Source organism: Micromonospora sp. RHAY321 (assembly GCF_023896955.1).
In the GTDB taxonomy this organism is placed as follows: Bacteria; Actinomycetota; Actinomycetes; order Mycobacteriales; family Micromonosporaceae; genus Micromonospora.
Genome location: NZ_JAMHIW010000004.1, coordinates 166,002 through 180,629, shown reverse-complemented (window position 1 = coordinate 180,629; position 14,628 = coordinate 166,002). Strand labels below are relative to the sequence as shown.

At 74.0% G+C, this 14,628-nt stretch carries 16 protein-coding genes; 7 read left to right on the top strand and 9 right to left on the bottom strand.

Translation table 11 applies throughout. From position 1 onward, the window contains the following. The first annotated feature begins 48 nt into the window (after positions 1–48). The 3 genes from M8C17_RS11955 to M8C17_RS11945 are packed head-to-tail and all read left to right on the top strand — an operon-like array spanning position 49 to position 4,500. Positions 49–2,751, top strand: a complete 2,703-nt coding sequence (locus M8C17_RS11955; RefSeq protein ID WP_252416502.1) for an FtsX-like permease family protein — start codon at positions 49–51, stop codon at positions 2,749–2,751. A gap of 1 nt (position 2,752) precedes the next feature. Beyond that, positions 2,753–3,748 carry an ABC transporter ATP-binding protein gene (locus M8C17_RS11950; RefSeq protein WP_252416501.1) on the top strand — a complete coding sequence of 332 codons (996 nt, stop codon included), beginning with the start codon at positions 2,753–2,755 and terminating at the stop codon, positions 3,746–3,748. Next, complete coding sequence (locus M8C17_RS11945) at positions 3,745–4,500, top strand: ABC transporter ATP-binding protein (protein WP_252416500.1); 756 nt, start codon at positions 3,745–3,747, stop codon at positions 4,498–4,500. The genes M8C17_RS11950 and M8C17_RS11945 overlap by 4 nt, the downstream gene beginning before the upstream one ends. A gap of 13 nt (positions 4,501–4,513) precedes the next feature. Here the strand turns inward: M8C17_RS11945 and M8C17_RS11940 are convergent, their stop codons facing one another. Then, positions 4,514–4,966 (bottom strand): GNAT family N-acetyltransferase, encoded by a 453-nt coding sequence (locus M8C17_RS11940; RefSeq protein ID WP_252416499.1) that lies wholly within the window; start codon positions 4,964–4,966, stop codon positions 4,514–4,516. A gap of 74 nt (positions 4,967–5,040) precedes the next feature. Between M8C17_RS11940 and M8C17_RS11935 the strand changes: the two genes are divergently transcribed. Next, a complete protein-coding gene (locus tag M8C17_RS11935) occupies positions 5,041–5,553 on the top strand; it encodes an ion channel (RefSeq protein WP_252416498.1) in 513 nt (170 codons plus the stop codon). Here the strand turns inward: M8C17_RS11935 and M8C17_RS11930 are convergent. After that, positions 5,480–7,051 carry an alpha/beta hydrolase gene (locus tag M8C17_RS11930; protein ID WP_252416776.1) on the bottom strand — a complete coding sequence of 524 codons (1,572 nt, stop codon included), beginning with the start codon at positions 7,049–7,051 and terminating at the stop codon, positions 5,480–5,482. The two genes, M8C17_RS11935 and M8C17_RS11930, sit on opposite strands and share 74 nt — an antisense overlap. 57 nt (positions 7,052–7,108) lie before the next feature. Next, the gene (locus M8C17_RS11925; protein WP_252416497.1) at positions 7,109–8,224 is read right to left on the bottom strand and encodes an ATP-dependent DNA ligase; all 1,116 of its coding nucleotides are present in this window, start codon (positions 8,222–8,224) and stop codon (positions 7,109–7,111) included. A 135-nt stretch (positions 8,225–8,359) separates the two neighbouring features. Between M8C17_RS11925 and M8C17_RS11920 the strand changes: the two genes are divergently transcribed. Both M8C17_RS11920 and M8C17_RS11915 read left to right on the top strand, forming a co-directional pair. Further along, positions 8,360–8,572: a hypothetical protein gene (locus M8C17_RS11920; RefSeq protein ID WP_252416496.1), complete on the top strand. Its 213-nt coding sequence runs from the start codon at positions 8,360–8,362 to the stop codon at positions 8,570–8,572. A 113-nt stretch (positions 8,573–8,685) separates the two neighbouring features. Continuing rightward, positions 8,686–9,108, top strand: a complete 423-nt coding sequence (locus tag M8C17_RS11915; protein WP_252416495.1) for an SRPBCC family protein — start codon at positions 8,686–8,688, stop codon at positions 9,106–9,108. Here the strand turns inward: M8C17_RS11915 and M8C17_RS11910 are convergent. Further along, entirely contained in the window at positions 9,083–9,577 is a 495-nt protein-coding gene (locus tag M8C17_RS11910) for a GNAT family N-acetyltransferase (protein ID WP_252416494.1), read from the bottom strand. The genes M8C17_RS11915 and M8C17_RS11910 overlap by 26 nt on opposite strands. A gap of 90 nt (positions 9,578–9,667) precedes the next feature. On the opposite strand from M8C17_RS11910, the gene M8C17_RS11905 reads away from it, so the two are divergent. After that, complete coding sequence (locus M8C17_RS11905) at positions 9,668–10,171, top strand: DUF1990 family protein (RefSeq protein WP_252416493.1); 504 nt, start codon at positions 9,668–9,670, stop codon at positions 10,169–10,171. 37 nt (positions 10,172–10,208) lie between these two features. On the opposite strand, the gene M8C17_RS11900 is transcribed toward M8C17_RS11905, so the two are convergent. The 5 genes from M8C17_RS11900 to M8C17_RS11880 all read right to left on the bottom strand — a co-directional run bounded on the left by M8C17_RS11900 (position 10,209) and on the right by M8C17_RS11880 (position 14,614). Beyond that, positions 10,209–11,129, bottom strand: a complete 921-nt coding sequence (locus M8C17_RS11900; protein ID WP_252416775.1) for a DNA-3-methyladenine glycosylase — start codon at positions 11,127–11,129, stop codon at positions 10,209–10,211. A 173-nt stretch (positions 11,130–11,302) separates the two neighbouring features. Beyond that, the gene (locus M8C17_RS11895) at positions 11,303–11,953 is read right to left on the bottom strand and encodes a hypothetical protein (protein WP_252416492.1); all 651 of its coding nucleotides are present in this window, start codon (positions 11,951–11,953) and stop codon (positions 11,303–11,305) included. A 205-nt stretch (positions 11,954–12,158) separates the two neighbouring features. Beyond that, positions 12,159–12,941, bottom strand: a complete 783-nt coding sequence (locus M8C17_RS11890) for an anti-sigma factor (protein ID WP_252416491.1) — start codon at positions 12,939–12,941, stop codon at positions 12,159–12,161. Beyond that, positions 12,938–13,630 carry a sigma-70 family RNA polymerase sigma factor gene (locus M8C17_RS11885; RefSeq protein WP_252416490.1) on the bottom strand — a complete coding sequence of 231 codons (693 nt, stop codon included), beginning with the start codon at positions 13,628–13,630 and terminating at the stop codon, positions 12,938–12,940. The genes M8C17_RS11890 and M8C17_RS11885 overlap by 4 nt, the downstream gene beginning before the upstream one ends. A gap of 126 nt (positions 13,631–13,756) precedes the next feature. Beyond that, entirely contained in the window at positions 13,757–14,614 is an 858-nt protein-coding gene (locus tag M8C17_RS11880; protein ID WP_252416489.1) for a spermidine synthase, read from the bottom strand. Positions 14,615–14,628 lie beyond the last annotated feature (14 nt).

Below are 14,628 nucleotides of genomic sequence, written 5' to 3'. Positions count from 1 at the left end.
CGGGCGCGACGTGCGACCCGGTGACCGGGCACGACGGGGGAGTACCCGATGAGCATCGGTGCGGCCGTCCGGCGGGTCCGGGCGTACGGCGGGCAGTTCCTGCTCCTGGCGGTGCTGACACTGGTGGTCACGCTGCTGGTCAGCGGTGTGCCCCGGCTGGTCAACCGGCTCGCCGAGCAGGGCCTGCGGGCACAGCTGAACAGCGAGCCGGCTGCCCGCCGGGACCTCTCGTACACCTCCGGAATCGTGACCACGTCCACGACATCGGTCATGGGCGGCGCCCGAGGGCAGTTCGAGGCCGTGGCCGAGCAGATGCCGCCGCAGGTGCGCTCGGCGGTGGCCGAGCGGTGGTACAGCGTCGACGCCACGCCGGCCCGGGTGATCGGCCCCGACCTGAAGGCGCGCAACCTGCTGGTCGACCTGGGCCTGCGCGCCATGCCCGGCGTCAGGGAGGCCGGGACCCTCGTCGAGGGGACGTGGCCGAGCGAGACGTACGTCCCCGACCGGCCGACCGAGGTGGCGCTCGACGCCGACGTGGCCCGCAAGCTCAACCTGCGGACCGGCAGCCAACTGCAGATCGGCAAGGTCACCCAGACCGGTTTCACCGACGCGTCCCCGCTGGTGGTGGTCGGGCTGTTCCGCCCCGCCGACCGTGCGGACGGCATCTGGGACGGGCTGCCACCGCTGCTGCGGATCACCGAACCGCTCGGCGACGGGGAACCGTTCATCGCCGTGGGTGTGGTCGCCGGGGTGACCATCGACAAGCGGGCCGCGGCGGGTTGGCCGGTGCGTTCCGACTGGCGTTACCGGCTGGGCGTCGACCGCATCGACGCGCGCCAACTGGACGAGCTGATCGACGGCCTCCAGCAGTTGCAGCGCGGCACCAGTCCCGCCCTCACGCTGACCCAGGGCGTCGACGTTCCACTGCGCGCGTTCGCCGCCCAGGTGAACGCCGCCCGTACCCTGCTGGCGGTGATCTCGGCCGGCGTGCTGGCCACCCTGGCCGGGCTCATCGTGCTCGCGGCCATCCTCGCCGCCCGGCGGCGCCGCGCGGAGTTCGCGCTGCTGCGCGCCCGCGGCGGCGCGGCCACCGCCGGCGCCCGGCGCAGCCTCGCCGAATCGCTGCTGGTGGTACCGATAGCCGCCGTCCTGGGCTGGTGGCTGGGAACCCTGGTCCCCGGCGCCCCCGACCCGACCGTGCCGTACGCCGTCGCGGCGACCGTGCTGGTCACCCTGGCGCTGCCGCTGGCCACGCTGGCCGTACCGGCCGGCGGGGCCGCCCGCAGTGACCTGGTCCGGGTACGCCCGTCGGCCCGCCGGCTCACCGTCGAGGTCTTCCTGCTGCTGCTGGCCGGGCTCGCCACGGTGCTGCTGCGCCGGCGCGGCCTCACCCTCGGCGAGGTGGACCCGCTGCTGGTCTCGGTGCCCGTGCTGTTCGCGGTCGGCGCTGCGGTGCTCGCGCTGCGGGCGTACCCCTGGCCGTTGCTGCTGGTCAGCCGGCTGGCCGCGCGCACCCGGGGCAGCGTGACCTTCCTCGGCACCGCGCGGGCCGGGCGGTCCGCCGTCGCCGCCCCGCTGGTCGTGGTGGTGCTGGCGATCGGCACGGCGGCGTTCTGCGCGGTGGTCGCCGCCGGTGTCGACGCGAGCCGGGACCGGGCCGCCGAGCAGGCGGTTCCGGCCGACGCGCTGATCCGGGGCGAACGGTTCGCCCCGGACACCGTCGACGAGTTGGGTCGCCTGCCCGGGGTCCGGGCCGCCACGCGGGTGCTGAACGAGCCGGCCGATCGGCTGGCCGCCGACGAGGTCGGCACCGACGCGCGGGTCGGTCAGGCGGCCGTGCTGCTGGTCGACGCCCCGGGCCTGGTCACGGTTGCGCGGGAGTCCGGTGCGGACCTTCCGGTGCCGTCCGCGCTGCGGACCGCCAGGGCCGAACCGGGGCCGCTGCCCGCGGTCGTCTCCCCGGCGGTCGCCGCCGACCTGGCCCGGGTCGGGCGGGACGGCTCCGCCTTCGTCTCGGTGCAGGGCCAGCGGTACGAGTTCCGGGTGGCCGACACCGCGGAGAGTTTCCCCCTGCTGCCGGCGAACACCAGCCGGTTCGTCATCCTGCCCTGGCAGGCGCTGCCCGCGCGGAACACCACGCCCGTACCGACCAGCCTGCTGCTCGCCGGCGACCGGTTGGACGCCGAGGTGCTGCGCCAGGCCGGTGACCAGGGGCAGTCGCGCTACCAGAGCACCGGTGCGGTGACCGGCCGGGAACGACCGCTCGGGGTGACGGTCGTTACCCGGGCGGACGTCCGACGGGAGCTGGGTGACGGCGGCGCGAACGGGGTGCTGGCCTTCGGGTTCGTGGCCGGCGCCGTCGGCGGCACCGTGCTCGGGTTGCTGGCCATCGCGTTCACCGTGCTGGCCGGCGCGCGGGCCCGAGGTCAGGTGCTGTCCCGGCTGCGCACCCTCGGCCTGTCCCGCCGGCAGTGGCGGGGCCTGCTGCTGGTCGAGCTGACCCCGCTGGTCGGGGTGTCGGTGCTGACCGGGGCGCTGGTCGGGGCGGTGCTGCCGCTGCTGCTCAACCCGGTGCTCGGCCTGTCCGCGTTCACCAGCGGCATGCCGGTCCGGGTGGCCTTCGAGCCCGGCCTGGTCGCCGCCGTGCTCGCGCTCGGGGCGGTCGCCCTCGGCTTCGCGGTCGCCGTCGAGGCCCTGAACAACCGCCGGCTGCGCCTCGGTGAGGTGCTCCGGCTCGGAGAGGAGAGCTGAGATGACCGCTACCGCCCAGACTCCACTGGTGCCTGACCTGGCCGCGCTGCAACAGCGGGCCGCGCAACGCGCCGCCGAGCGGGCCGGCGGGCAGGACCGCCTGCGCGGACACATCGTCTGCGACGGCCTGGTGCGCATCTTCAAGACCGAGGGGGTGGAGGTGGTCGCCCTGCAGGGGCTCGACCTGGTCATCGACCGGGGTGAGCTGGTGGCGATCGTGGGTGCCTCCGGCTCGGGCAAGTCGACGCTGCTCAACATCCTGTCCGGCCTGGACACCCCGACCGCCGGCATCGCCCGGGTGGCCGACTACGACCTGCTCTCGCTGTCCGCCAAGCGGCGGTTGAGCTACCGGCGGGAGCTGGTCGGGTTCGTCTGGCAGCAGACCGGCCGCAACCTGTTGCCGTACCTGACGGCGCTGGAGAACGTCGAGCTGCCGATGCAGTTGGCCGGCAAGCGCTCGCGGCGGGCGCGCCGGGAGCGGGCCCGGGAGCTGCTCGACATGGTCGGCGTGGGTTACTGCGCGGACCGGCGACCGGGCCAGCTCAGCGGTGGCGAGCAGCAGCGGTGTGCGGTGGCCGTGGCGGTCGCCAACGACCCGGAGGTGCTCTTCGCCGACGAGCCGACCGGTGAGCTGGACGAGGCGACCGGCGCGGAGGTCTTCGGGGCGCTGCGCACCATCAACGCGGAGCTGGGCGTGACCATCGTGGTGGTGACCCACGACCACGCCGTGGCCACGCAGGTCCGCCGGACCGTCGCGATCCGCGACGGACGGACCGCCTCGGAGGTACGCCGGACCGCGCGCGTCGGCGCGGACGGCAACACCGAACTGGTCAGTGAGGAGTACGCGGTGCTCGACCGGACCGGCCGGATGCAACTGCCGGCGGCGTTCGTCGACGCGCTCTCGCTGCGGGACCGGGTCCGGCTCGATCTGGAGCCGGATCATGTGCAGGTACGGCCCGGTGACCGGGCCTCGGACGGGCAGGAGGAGCGGGCGTGAGCCGTCGGGACATGGTGGTGACCGGCGCGGCCGGCGCGGCCGGGGCGGGCGGGCCGGCCCGGGCCGGTGCCGTCCCCGGCGAGGTGGTCCGGGTCAGCGGTGTGAGCCGGACCTTCGGCCGGGGAGAGCACGCCGTGCACGCGGTACGGGACGTCTCCTTCAGCGCCGACCGCGGCGAGCTGGTCGCGGTCCGGGGCCGCTCCGGCGCCGGCAAGACCACACTGTTGAACATCGTCGGAGGGCTGGACCGGCCGAACAGCGGTCAGGTGGTGGTCGCCGGGCAGGAGGTCACCGCGGCCGGCGAGGCGGAGCTGCTGCGGCTGCGCCGGGGCACCGTGGGGTTCGTGTTCCAGACGTTCGGGCTGGTGCCGATCCTCTCCGCCGCCGAGAACGTGGGCGTGCCGTTGCGGCTGGCCCAGGTGCCGGCGGCGGAGCGGGAACAGCGGGTCGCGGTGCTGCTGGAGCTGGTCGGCCTGGGCGGGCACGCGGCGCAGCGCCCGTACGAGCTCTCCGGCGGGCAGCAGCAGCGGGTCGCGGTGGCCCGCGCGCTGGCCAACGAGCCGGACCTGCTCATCGCCGACGAGCCCACCGGCCAGCTCGACTCGGAGACCGGCCGGTCCATCATGGACCTGCTGCGCGCGGTGGTGCACGCCCGCGGCATGACGGCGCTGGTGGCCACGCACGACCCCGCCCTGATCGACCTCGCCGACCGGGTGCTCACTCTGCGCGACGGCCGCCTGGTCGACGAGTGAGCCCGGCAGGCGGTCAGAGCGGGAGCTTCATGCCCTCGTGGCTGGCGACGAAGCCGAGGCCCAGGTAGAAGCGGTGTGCGTCCTGGCGGGTCTTGTCCGTGGTGAGCTGCACCAGCGCGCAGCCACGCCGCCGAGCCTGGTCGATGGCCCAGACCATCAGCGCCCGGCCCAGTCCGTGGCCGCGCCGGTCGGAGCGGACCCGGACCGACTCGATCAGGGACCGCTCGGCGCCGTGCCGGCCGAGGCCGGGGATGTAGGTGATCTGAAGGCAGCCGACCACCTCGCCGCCCTCTTCGGCCACGATCAGCTGGTTGCGCGGGTCCGCGCTGATGTCCGCGAACGCCCGCTCGTACGCCTCGTCGACCGTGGTGAAGTCCCGGGCCTTGCCGAGGACGTCGTCGGCGAGCAGGGCGATGACGGCGGGCAGGTCCGCCCGGACCGCCTCGCGGTAGATCACATCGGTCATGCCGGTGAGCCTGGCACAGCGAAACCGGCGAATGGGCCGGTGCCACTTGCCGGGACCGGGCAGCATGGGGCGGCATGGAGCTCCTGCTGCTGCCGTTCCGGTGGATCTACCGGGCGTTGGTGTGGTTCGCGAACTCGCCGCGCACGCTGATCACCTCGTACCTGCTGATGATCGTGGTGGCGGGGGTCATCTACGGCGAGGTCGAGAACCGCAGCCCCGCCGACGCCGTCTGGTGGGCGGTGGTGACCGCGTCCACCGTCGGCTACGGCGACATCTCGCCGACCAGCTGGGCCGGCCGTACCCTCGCCGCGCTGCTCATCTCGACCATGGTGCTGCTGGTCATCCCCCTGATCACCGCGCACTTCGCGAGCAGGCTCATCGTCGACGACGACGCCTTCGAGCACGAGGAGCAGGAGCAGCTCAAGGCCGACGTGCGCCGGATGCGGGCGCTGCTGGAGGAGTTGGCAGCCCGGCAGGGCATCGACCTGCCGCCGCTGCCGCCGACCCGGCCCGTCACCGGGCCGGGCAGCGAAGCCCCTCCCTGGGAACGGTCAGCTCGAGCAGGTAGGCGTCGACCGCGGCGGTGATGCAGGAGGTCTGCGGGTAGGCGGTGTGCCCCTCGCCCTCCCAGGTGAGCACCCGGCCGACGCCCAGCATCGAGGCGAGCCGCGGGGTCTGCTCGTAGGGCGTCGCCGGGTCGCCGGTGGTGCCGACCACCACGATCGGCGGTGCGCCGTTCGCCTGCCCGGTCGGGTACGGGTCCCGTGTGCCCGGCCACTCGACGCAGCTCAGCATGCCGACCGCCAGCGCCGGCCCGAACAGCGGGTACTTCGTGCGCCACTGCGACTGCAACTGGCGGATCTGCGCCCGGCTCGGCTTCTCCGTCTCGTCCGCGCAGTTGATGGCGAGGTTGGCGTCGAACAGGTTCGAGTAGTGCCCGTCGCTCTCCCGGCCCGCGTACGCGTCGGCGAGCCGGAACACGTCCTTCGGGTCGCCCTCGGCGAGCCGGTCGATCGCGCCGGCCAGCTCCTGCCAGCCGGACTCCGTGTAGAGCGACGAGATGATCGCGTAGAAGACCCAGCCGGCGGTCGCCTCCCGCCCGTCGTCGCCGCGCACCGGGGAGACCCTGGCCTTGTCGATGGCCGTGGTGACCGCGGCGCGCGCGTCCGGTGCGATCGGGCAGCGGTCGGCGGTCGCCGCGCACCAGCGGGTGAAGTTGTCGAAGGCCCGCTCGAAGCCGCGGGCCTGGCTCTCCGAGCCGGCCACCAGCCCCTGCTTCGGGTCGACCGCGCCGTCGAGCACCAGCGCCCGCACCCGCTGCGGGTAGAGCTGGGCGTAGGTGGCGCCGAGCAGGGTGCCGTACGAGTAGCCCAGGTAGGTGAGCTTGTCGTCGCCGACGGCGGCGCGAACCGCGTCCATGTCGCGGGCGGCCTGCTCGGTGGCGTAGAGGGGCAACTGGTCGCCGTACCGGTCGCCGCAGCCCCGCCCGATCCGCTGGCTCAACCCCACGAAGCCGTCGAACCCCGCCTGGCTGGTCGGGTCCGGGTCGTAGCCGAAGCTGGCGTCCAGATCGGCGTCGGAGATGCACTTGACCGGGCTGGACCGGGCCACGCCGCGCGGGTCGAAGCCGACGATGTCGAAGCGCTCGGTGATCGCGGGCGGCAGCCCGCCGAACTGGGGGCCGAAGGAGAGGTAGACGGCGGTGTCGACGCCCGAGCCGCCCGGGCCGCCCGGGTTGATCACCAGCGAGCCGATCCGGTCCCGCTGCTTGGTGGACCGGGCCCGCAGCAGGGCGATCTCGAAGGTCTGCCCCGCGCCCGGGCCGGCGGTCGCCCCGCCGCCGGTGCCCCAGTCGCGCGGCACCGCGACCCGGGCGCACTCGTAGCGCATGTCCGGCGCGCCCCGCCCGACCAGCTCGTCGGCCACCTCCGGGCACGCCCGCCAGGTCGGCGAGCTGCCGGTCGGCGCCGCCTCACCCTCCACCTCGGTGCGTGGGGCGAACGCGGGCAGGGTGCAGCCGGCGGTGAGCAGCACGGCCACGGTGAAGGCGACCAGAGTGCGACGGACCCGGCGACTGGTCGCCATCCGAGGCTGGTCGGCGGTGCGGGTCACGTGTCCTCCGGGGTCGAGTCGACGGCCAGGCTACGCCGGGCCGGTGGAGGTCTGGTCCACGGTGGCCGCCGGGTCGCCGCGCAGCACCTGGTCCACGTCGAAGCGGATCGGACGGTCGAGCTGGTCGTAGCGGCAGGACTTCGGATCGCGGTCGGGCCGCCACCGTTTGAACTGGGCGGTGTGCCGGAACCGCTCGCCCTCCATCGCGTCGTAGCCCACCTCGACCACCAGCTCCGGGCGCAGAGGCTCCCACTCCAGGTTCTTCGTGCCGGTCCACCGGCTCACCCCGCCCGGGATGCGCTGGCCGCGCTCATGGTCGCCGTGCACCCACGGGTGCTCGCCGCCGGTGTCCCGGTAGGGCTCCAGCTCGTCGAGCAGCTCGGCCCGCCGGGCCATGCTGAACGAGGCGCTCACCCCCACGTGGTGCAGCACACCCGCGTCGTCGTAGAGACCGAGCAGCAGCGAGCCGACCACCGGGCCGGACTTGTGCCAGCGGAAGCCGGCCACCACCGCGTCGGCGGTGCGGGCGTGCTTGACCTTGAACATCAGCCGCTTGCCCGGCTCGTACGGCAGGTCGGCCGGCTTGACGATCAACCCGTCCAGCCCGGCGCCCTCGAACACGTCGAACCAGCGGGCCGCCGTCTCCGGGTCGGTGGTGACCTGGGTGACGTGCACCGGCGGGCGGACCCCGGACAGCGCCTCCACCAGCCGCTCCCGGCGGCGCGGGTAGGGCTGCTCCACCAGGGCCTCGTCGCCGATGGCGAGCAGGTCGAAGGCGACGAAGTCGGCCGGGGTGGTCTCGGCCAGCAGCTTCACCCGGGACGCGGCCGGATGGATGCGCTGGGCCAGCAGCTCGAAATCCAGCCGGGGCTGGCCGCCCGGGCCGTCCCGCCGGATCACGATCAGCTCCCCGTCGACCGCGCACCGCTCGGGCAGCTGCCGTTTGGCCTGCTCGACCACCTCAGGGAAGTAACGGGTCATCGACTTGCCGCCCCGGCTGGCCAGCTCCACCTCGTCGCCGTCGCGGAACACGATGCACCGGAACCCGTCCCACTTGGGCTCGTAGGTCACCCCGGGGGTGGTGGGCAGTTTGGGGATGCTCTTGGCCAGCATCGGCTCGACCGGAGGGTTGATCGGCAGGTCCACGGCGACCAGTCAATCAGACGGTGCCGACAGTCGTGAGGCAGATCACCGTGGGTCCCGGGGCGGCGTGTCCGCCCGCGCGCCGCTCGTCCCGACCGGGCGAATCAGATAACCACAGGTCAGAGCTAGTTTCGCGAGGTGTCCGAGTGGGTCTGTGACTGCTGCGGGCGGTGGCGGGTGAGTGTCGAGCTGATCCGGGGCCGCTACCGGTACCGGTTGATCCGCCGCTACCCGGAGCGGTTCGGCGGCGGCAAGAACGTGCTCGGCGAGGTCGGGTCCGTGCCGGAGCTGGCGGAGCTGCTGCGTCGGCGTACCCCACTCACCCTGGCCGACCTGCACGAAGCCGCCTGATCCCCGGCGGCGGCCCTGCTGCGGCCAGGCCGGTGGTTGCCGGTGTCACGATCCGTCGGGCAGCCTCGTCCCGATGGCGCGGCGCCGGGCGGTGCCGCCGGGGAGGGGACACGATGCGGTTCGAGGCCGGTACGGAGATCGCCGCCGACGCCCAGCGGGTGTGGGCTGTGCTGACCGACGTGCAGCGGTGGCCGGACTGGACGGCGTCGGTGAGCCGGGCCGAGCGGGGAGAGCCGGGGCCGCTCACCGTCGGCGCGACCGTCCGGCTGACCCAGCCGAAGCTGCGTCCGGCGCTCTGGCGGGTCACCGAGCTGACCGAGGGGCGCGACTTCACCTGGGTTTCCGAGGCCCCGGGCGTACGGACGCGGGCCGAGCACCGGTTGCTCCCGCTGCCCGACGGGCGTACCCGGGTCGGGTTGGCGATGACGCAGTCCGGGCCGCTGGCCGGGCTGGTCGGCTGGCTGTACCGCGACCTGTTCCGCCGCTACCTGCGGCTGGAGGCCGACGGGCTCAGGCGTCGGTGCGAGCAGGGCTGACCGCTGGCTTCTCCAGGACCGCCAGTTGGATGCCGTTCGCGTCCGGCCGGTGCGACACGATCCGGTAGCCGTGCCGCTGGTACAGCCGTAGGTTGCGGGCGCTGTCCGCGCCGGTGAAGAGGGTGAACCGGGCCACCCGGCCCGCGCAGGCCGCCTCGATCGCGGTGAGCAGCCGCCCGCCGACGCCCCGCCCCTGCAGATCCGGGGCGACCGACAGCCGGCCCACGTGGGCGGTGTCCCCGTCCAGGTGGGCGCGTACGGAGCCGACCAGCCGGTGCCCCAGCCGCGCGACGAGCACGATGGTCGGGCCGGTGAGCGCCGCCCGAACCTCCTGCAGCGTCTCGGTCAACGGCGGCAGGAACGGGTCGGTGTAGTGCTGCGCCTCGGTCAGGTAGGCGGCGCGCTGCACGGTGAAGATCTCGCCGGCGTCCGCGACGCCGGCCGGGACGATGCTCGCCTCGACGCTCATCCCGGCAGCACACCACAGCCGCTGCCGTCCTCGCCCGGCGGCCCGGCCGTGCCGGCCGTACCCTGGCCGTGTCCAGTGGAGGGGGAGCGGGTGGCCGAGCTGACGTATCCGGAGGTCGGACGGACCCGCCATGGACCGCTGCCCGACGGGTACCACCACCTGCGCCACCGGTACCCGCTGCCGGCCGGCTGCTTCGAGACGGCGGCCGAGGCGGTGCTGAGCTGGCGGCTGCACCGCGCCGCCGGCGTCCGGATGCGCACCGACGCGCCACGGGCCACCGAGGGCGTGCTGGTGAGCGCCGGGCTGGGCCTCGGGCCGGCCCGCATCTGGGGGCCCTGCCGGGTGATCTGGAGCGAGGAGTCGCCGGGGCTCGCCGGCTTCGGCTACGGGACCCTGCCCGGGCACGCGGAGCGGGGCGAGGAGGCGTTCGTCGTCGGCCGGGACGGCGCCGGCGCGGTCTGGTTCGAGGTGCGCGCGTTCAGCCGCCCCGACCGCTGGTTCACCCGTGCCGCCGGTCCGGCCGCCCGGGGCGTGCAGCACGCGTACGCCTGGTGGCTCGGCCGGACCCTGCGGCGGCTCTGCGCCGGGCGCTGACCGTGGCGTCCCCGGCGGTCCGAACCGTTCCCGGCGCTCAGAACCGGGCGAACGAGCGGATCGGGGCGCGGGGACCGTACTTCGGTGCCTGGATGCCGGCGGCCGCCAACAACAGGCAGACCCGGCCGCGGTGGCCCCGGAACGGCTCCAGCAGGGCCAGCATTCGGGCGTCGTCGCCCCTCGGTTCGCCAGCGAGTGCCCAGGCCACCGTGTTCGGTATGTGGTAGTCGCCGACGCTGACCGCGTCCGGGTCGCCGTAGGCGGTCCGGACCACCTCGGCGGCGGTCCACGGGCCGATGCCCGCGACGGCGGTCAGCCGGCGGGTGGCCTCGGCGGCGTCGGCGCAACGCTCCAGCCGGTCGGCGAGCGCGGCGACGCGGCGCAGCGTGTCGGCCCGGCGTTGTTCGACCCCGAACGGGTGGAACACCCAGTACGGGGTGGCGGCGACCGCGGCGGCGTCGGGCGGCAGCAGCAGTGGTTGCAGCGGGCCGGGCGCCTGCTCCCGGAAGTGCCGCACGGTCGCCGCGTACGCCCGGTAGGCCTCCTTGCCGGTGACCTTCTGCTCGAAGACCGCGCGCAGCAGATGGGGGAACACCTGCCCGGTGGCCGGCATGCGCAGCCCGCGGTGCTCCCGGGCGAGCCGGGCGACCAGCGGGTGCGCCGCGGCCAGCTCGGCGAAACCGGTCAGGTCGTCGCGGAGCCCGGCGATCCCGTCGGCACGGGCCACCACGTGCTCGGCACCCGGCCCGTAGCCCTCGGCGAGCAACTCGCCGCCGGACGGTCGCAGGGCCAGCGTGGCCGGCCCGTCCGGAGTGCGGGTGGCCCACCAGAAGGTGCCGGCGGCGATGCGCGCGCACGGGTCGTACGGGCTGAAGGTGAGGGCACGGACCGACGCGGCCAGCCGGTAGCCGACCGGCGGGTGCAGCACCCGGGTCGCGGCGGGCTCGGTCTCGGTCACCCCGTCACTCTGCCAGGTGTCCCTGTGTTCGCCGAGCCCGCCGTACCCGTCGTCGGCGCGCAGGCCGGAGCGGGACGCCGGCACCACCGGTATGCCGACGTCCCGCGTACGACGATGGCCGGCCGCGCCCTCCCCGGCTACGACCGACCATCGAGTCCTCGTGGTGAGCGTGCTCAGTACGAGTAGCCGGAGCCGCCGGCGTCGTTCGACCCACTGTCGGCCGGCGGGGCGACCGCCTTCGGCGTCGACGTGGGCAGGCAGCTCAGGTTCTTCTTGCCGTCCGGCTGGACGACGAACCAGGTGCCGCCGACGGCCTGGCCCTTCCACTGGCCGGGCTTCTTGTCACCGATGTACCGGTACACCGGCCAGCCGCCGACGGTGATCTGCCGGGTGCCGTCCTGCCGGGTCACGCTGCCGACCTTGTCGTCGGAGACGCCGGTGAGCTGCGGGTTGCCGTCGGTCAGCGCCGGCGGCCACACCTGCGCGCACTTGTCGACGCAGTTCGACGCGGGCGGGTCGGCGGTGTCCTTGTCAAAGCGGTACAGGATCCAGCCGTCCTGGTCGGTGACCACGCTGCCCATCCGGGCGACCTTCTTGCCGATCAACTGCTCGGTCAGGTCCACGTCGGCGGGCGGCGGCGCGTCGGCGACCGGAGCCTCCGCGGACGCCGAGGCCTCGGGTTCAGCCGCCGCGGTGGGCTCGGCCGCGGCGACGGCGACCGGCTCGGCCGCGCTCGAGTTCGCCCCGTCGTAACCCGCGGGAGCGCAGGCCGTTAGTGCGACCATCGCGCTCGCGACGATGACGGTCCGCTTCATCTGTGCCACGTGCCCTCCTCATTCTTGGCAGTTCACCCATAGGTACGGCGGGCAGGCTGTCAAGGTTGAAGTAGTAACAGTGGTCAATTTCACTCGAATTGATTGAACCAATCCGGCAGCCCATCCGTATGGCACTGCACGGGACCCCTCCCGGGCAGAAACAGATCGGCGCCGGCCATTGTGGAAATGGCCGGCGCCGATGCGGTGAGCAGCCTTACATGGGCACCGTGACCAGCGGGCTGGCCACCCCGTTGCCGTCCACCGACTGCACCTGGAGCTGCTTGATGTCGGCGACCGGGGCCGACGTCGAAGCGCTCAGCTCGAGACCCTGCGGCCGGTTGTTGGTGCCGTAACCGCCCGGCGGCACCGACCAGGTCGAGATCACCTCGGTGGAGGCGTTCTTGCGCACCACCACCAACCGACAGGTCCGCGGGCCGGGCAGCTTCCGGAGGTTGAAGTTGATCCGGGTGCCGTAATCCCTGGTGACCAGGAACATCGTCGTCTGCACCCCCGTGGTCGGGTCGGTGGCGTCGACCTGGTCGCCCTCCTCCTCGTTGCCGCCGACACCCGGGCCGGTCGGCGCGCCCGACGGCCCACCCGTCGGCGGATCGATCACCGGAGCGCTCGACGTCGGCTCGGCGAGCACCCCCCGAGGCTCGTTGTCGGTGACGCTGACGAAGCCGAAACCGGTCAGGCCGCCGAACACCACCACCGCCGCCGCCGTGGCGAGCAGCTGGCGAAACCGGGTGCGCCGCCGGTCGGCCCGCACCGCGACCAGCGTCCGGTCCAGCAACGCGGGATCGGTGGCGGTCTGCTCCAACGCCATCATCGTCTCGCCGTCGATGCCGGAGAGGAGGCCGACCACCGGCACCATCGTCTCCAGCTCGGCCGCACACGCCCAGCAGGTCGCGAGATGCTCCTCGAACCGCTCGGTGTCCTGCTCGTCGAGCACGCCGAGCGCGTACGCGGCGACGTCCATATGGTCTGGCCGGCTCATTCTGTCACCCCCCGCTCCTGCAGAGCCGTGCGAAGTGCGCGCAGCGCGTAGTAGACCCGCGACTTGGCGGTGCCCAGTGGAAGCCCCAACTCCTCGGCGGCCTCCGGCACCGTCCGCCCCCGGAAGTACGTCGAGATCAGGATCTCGCGGTGCGACTGACTCAGGGTACGCAGCGCGTCCGCCACCGTCATGGTGCGCAGCACCCGGTCGGTGCTGTCCGCCTCGGCGAACGCGGTCAGGTCCCGGTCGTACGTCTCCGGCGGCCGGGCCTCCTGGCTGCGGTGCTCGTCGATGGCGATGCGGCGGGCCACCGTGACGAGCCACGGCCGCAACGACCCCTGCCCCTGCACGCCGAGGCGGTGCGCGTTGCGCCAGGCCCGCAGCAGCGTCTCCTGGACGATGTCCTCCGCGCGCTGCCGGTCCCCCCCGGTGAGCCGCATGACGAACATCAGCAACGGGCCGGCGTGCTCCGCGTAGAGCAGCCGGATCAACTGGTCGGAATGGCTCGCCTCGGTTGACGTCGCCTGATGGCGCCCGGGCGCCGGTCGCGGCGTCACCGGATCATTCTGGCGAGACGTCGCTCTCGCGTCGACCCCCCGGGCAGACGTCGTCGGCCGCGACGATGACCGCGAGGACAACCAGTCCGCGCGAACCGCATCGCCGTGCCAACCGGCCGCCACCGCATGCATGCAGACCTCCGGGGTGTCCGTCACCAACGCCGGCCCACGAGGCGGGCCGCCCGGTGGTACGCACCGGCACCCCGAGCGGATCAACAAACCGCGAAAAAAGTTCCGCGGCACCGTCGGACGGCCCGGTCAGCGGCGGACGGAGAACAGGCCCGGCGGCGGCGGATCGGAGCCCGTGGCGTCGGCGTCCCGCACCACCGGCGCGCCCCCGGCGAAACGATCCAGCTCGTCGCCGGCCACCACCCGACCGGGAAACCAGTCGCCCGCCGCCCGCCGCGTCAGCTCGGGCACCGGAGGCGGGATCCGCCCCGCGACCAGCACCAGATTGCCGTACCGCCGGCCCCGCAGCACCGCCGCGTCCCCCACCAGGCAGGCCTCCGGCAGCACCGAACGGACCGTCGCCACCTGCCCGCGCGCGTGCCGCAGCGGCGGGCCGTCGGCCAGGTTCGCGAGATACCAGCCCGCCGGACGGAGAACCCGGGCCACCTCGGCGGCGTACTCCACCGACGTGAGATGAGCCGGGGTGCGCGCTCCGGCGAAGACGTCGGCGACCACCACGTCGTAGCTGGCGTCGCGGGTGGCGGCCAGCACGGCCCGGGCGTCCTCGACCCGGACCCGCAGCCGGGCATCGGCCGGCCAGGGCAGCGCCCGACGGACCAGCTCCACCAACGCGCCGTCCACCTCGGACACCCGCTGCGTGGAGCCCGGCCGGGTGGCCGACACGTACCGGGGCAGGGTCAGCGCGCCACCGCCGAGATGCAGCACCCGCAGCGGCTCGCCGGCCGGCGCGATCAGGTCCAGCGCGGCGGCCAGCCGCCGGACGTACTCGAACTCCAGGTGGGTCGGGTCGGTCAGGTCGACGTGTGACTGCGGCGCACCGTCCAGCAGCAGCGTCCACGAGCCGGCCCGGTCCGGGTCCGGCAGCAGCTCGGCCTGCCCGGTGTCCACCTGCTCGACCACCCGGTCACCCGCCCGTTTGCGTCCCATCGCCACCAGTCTCC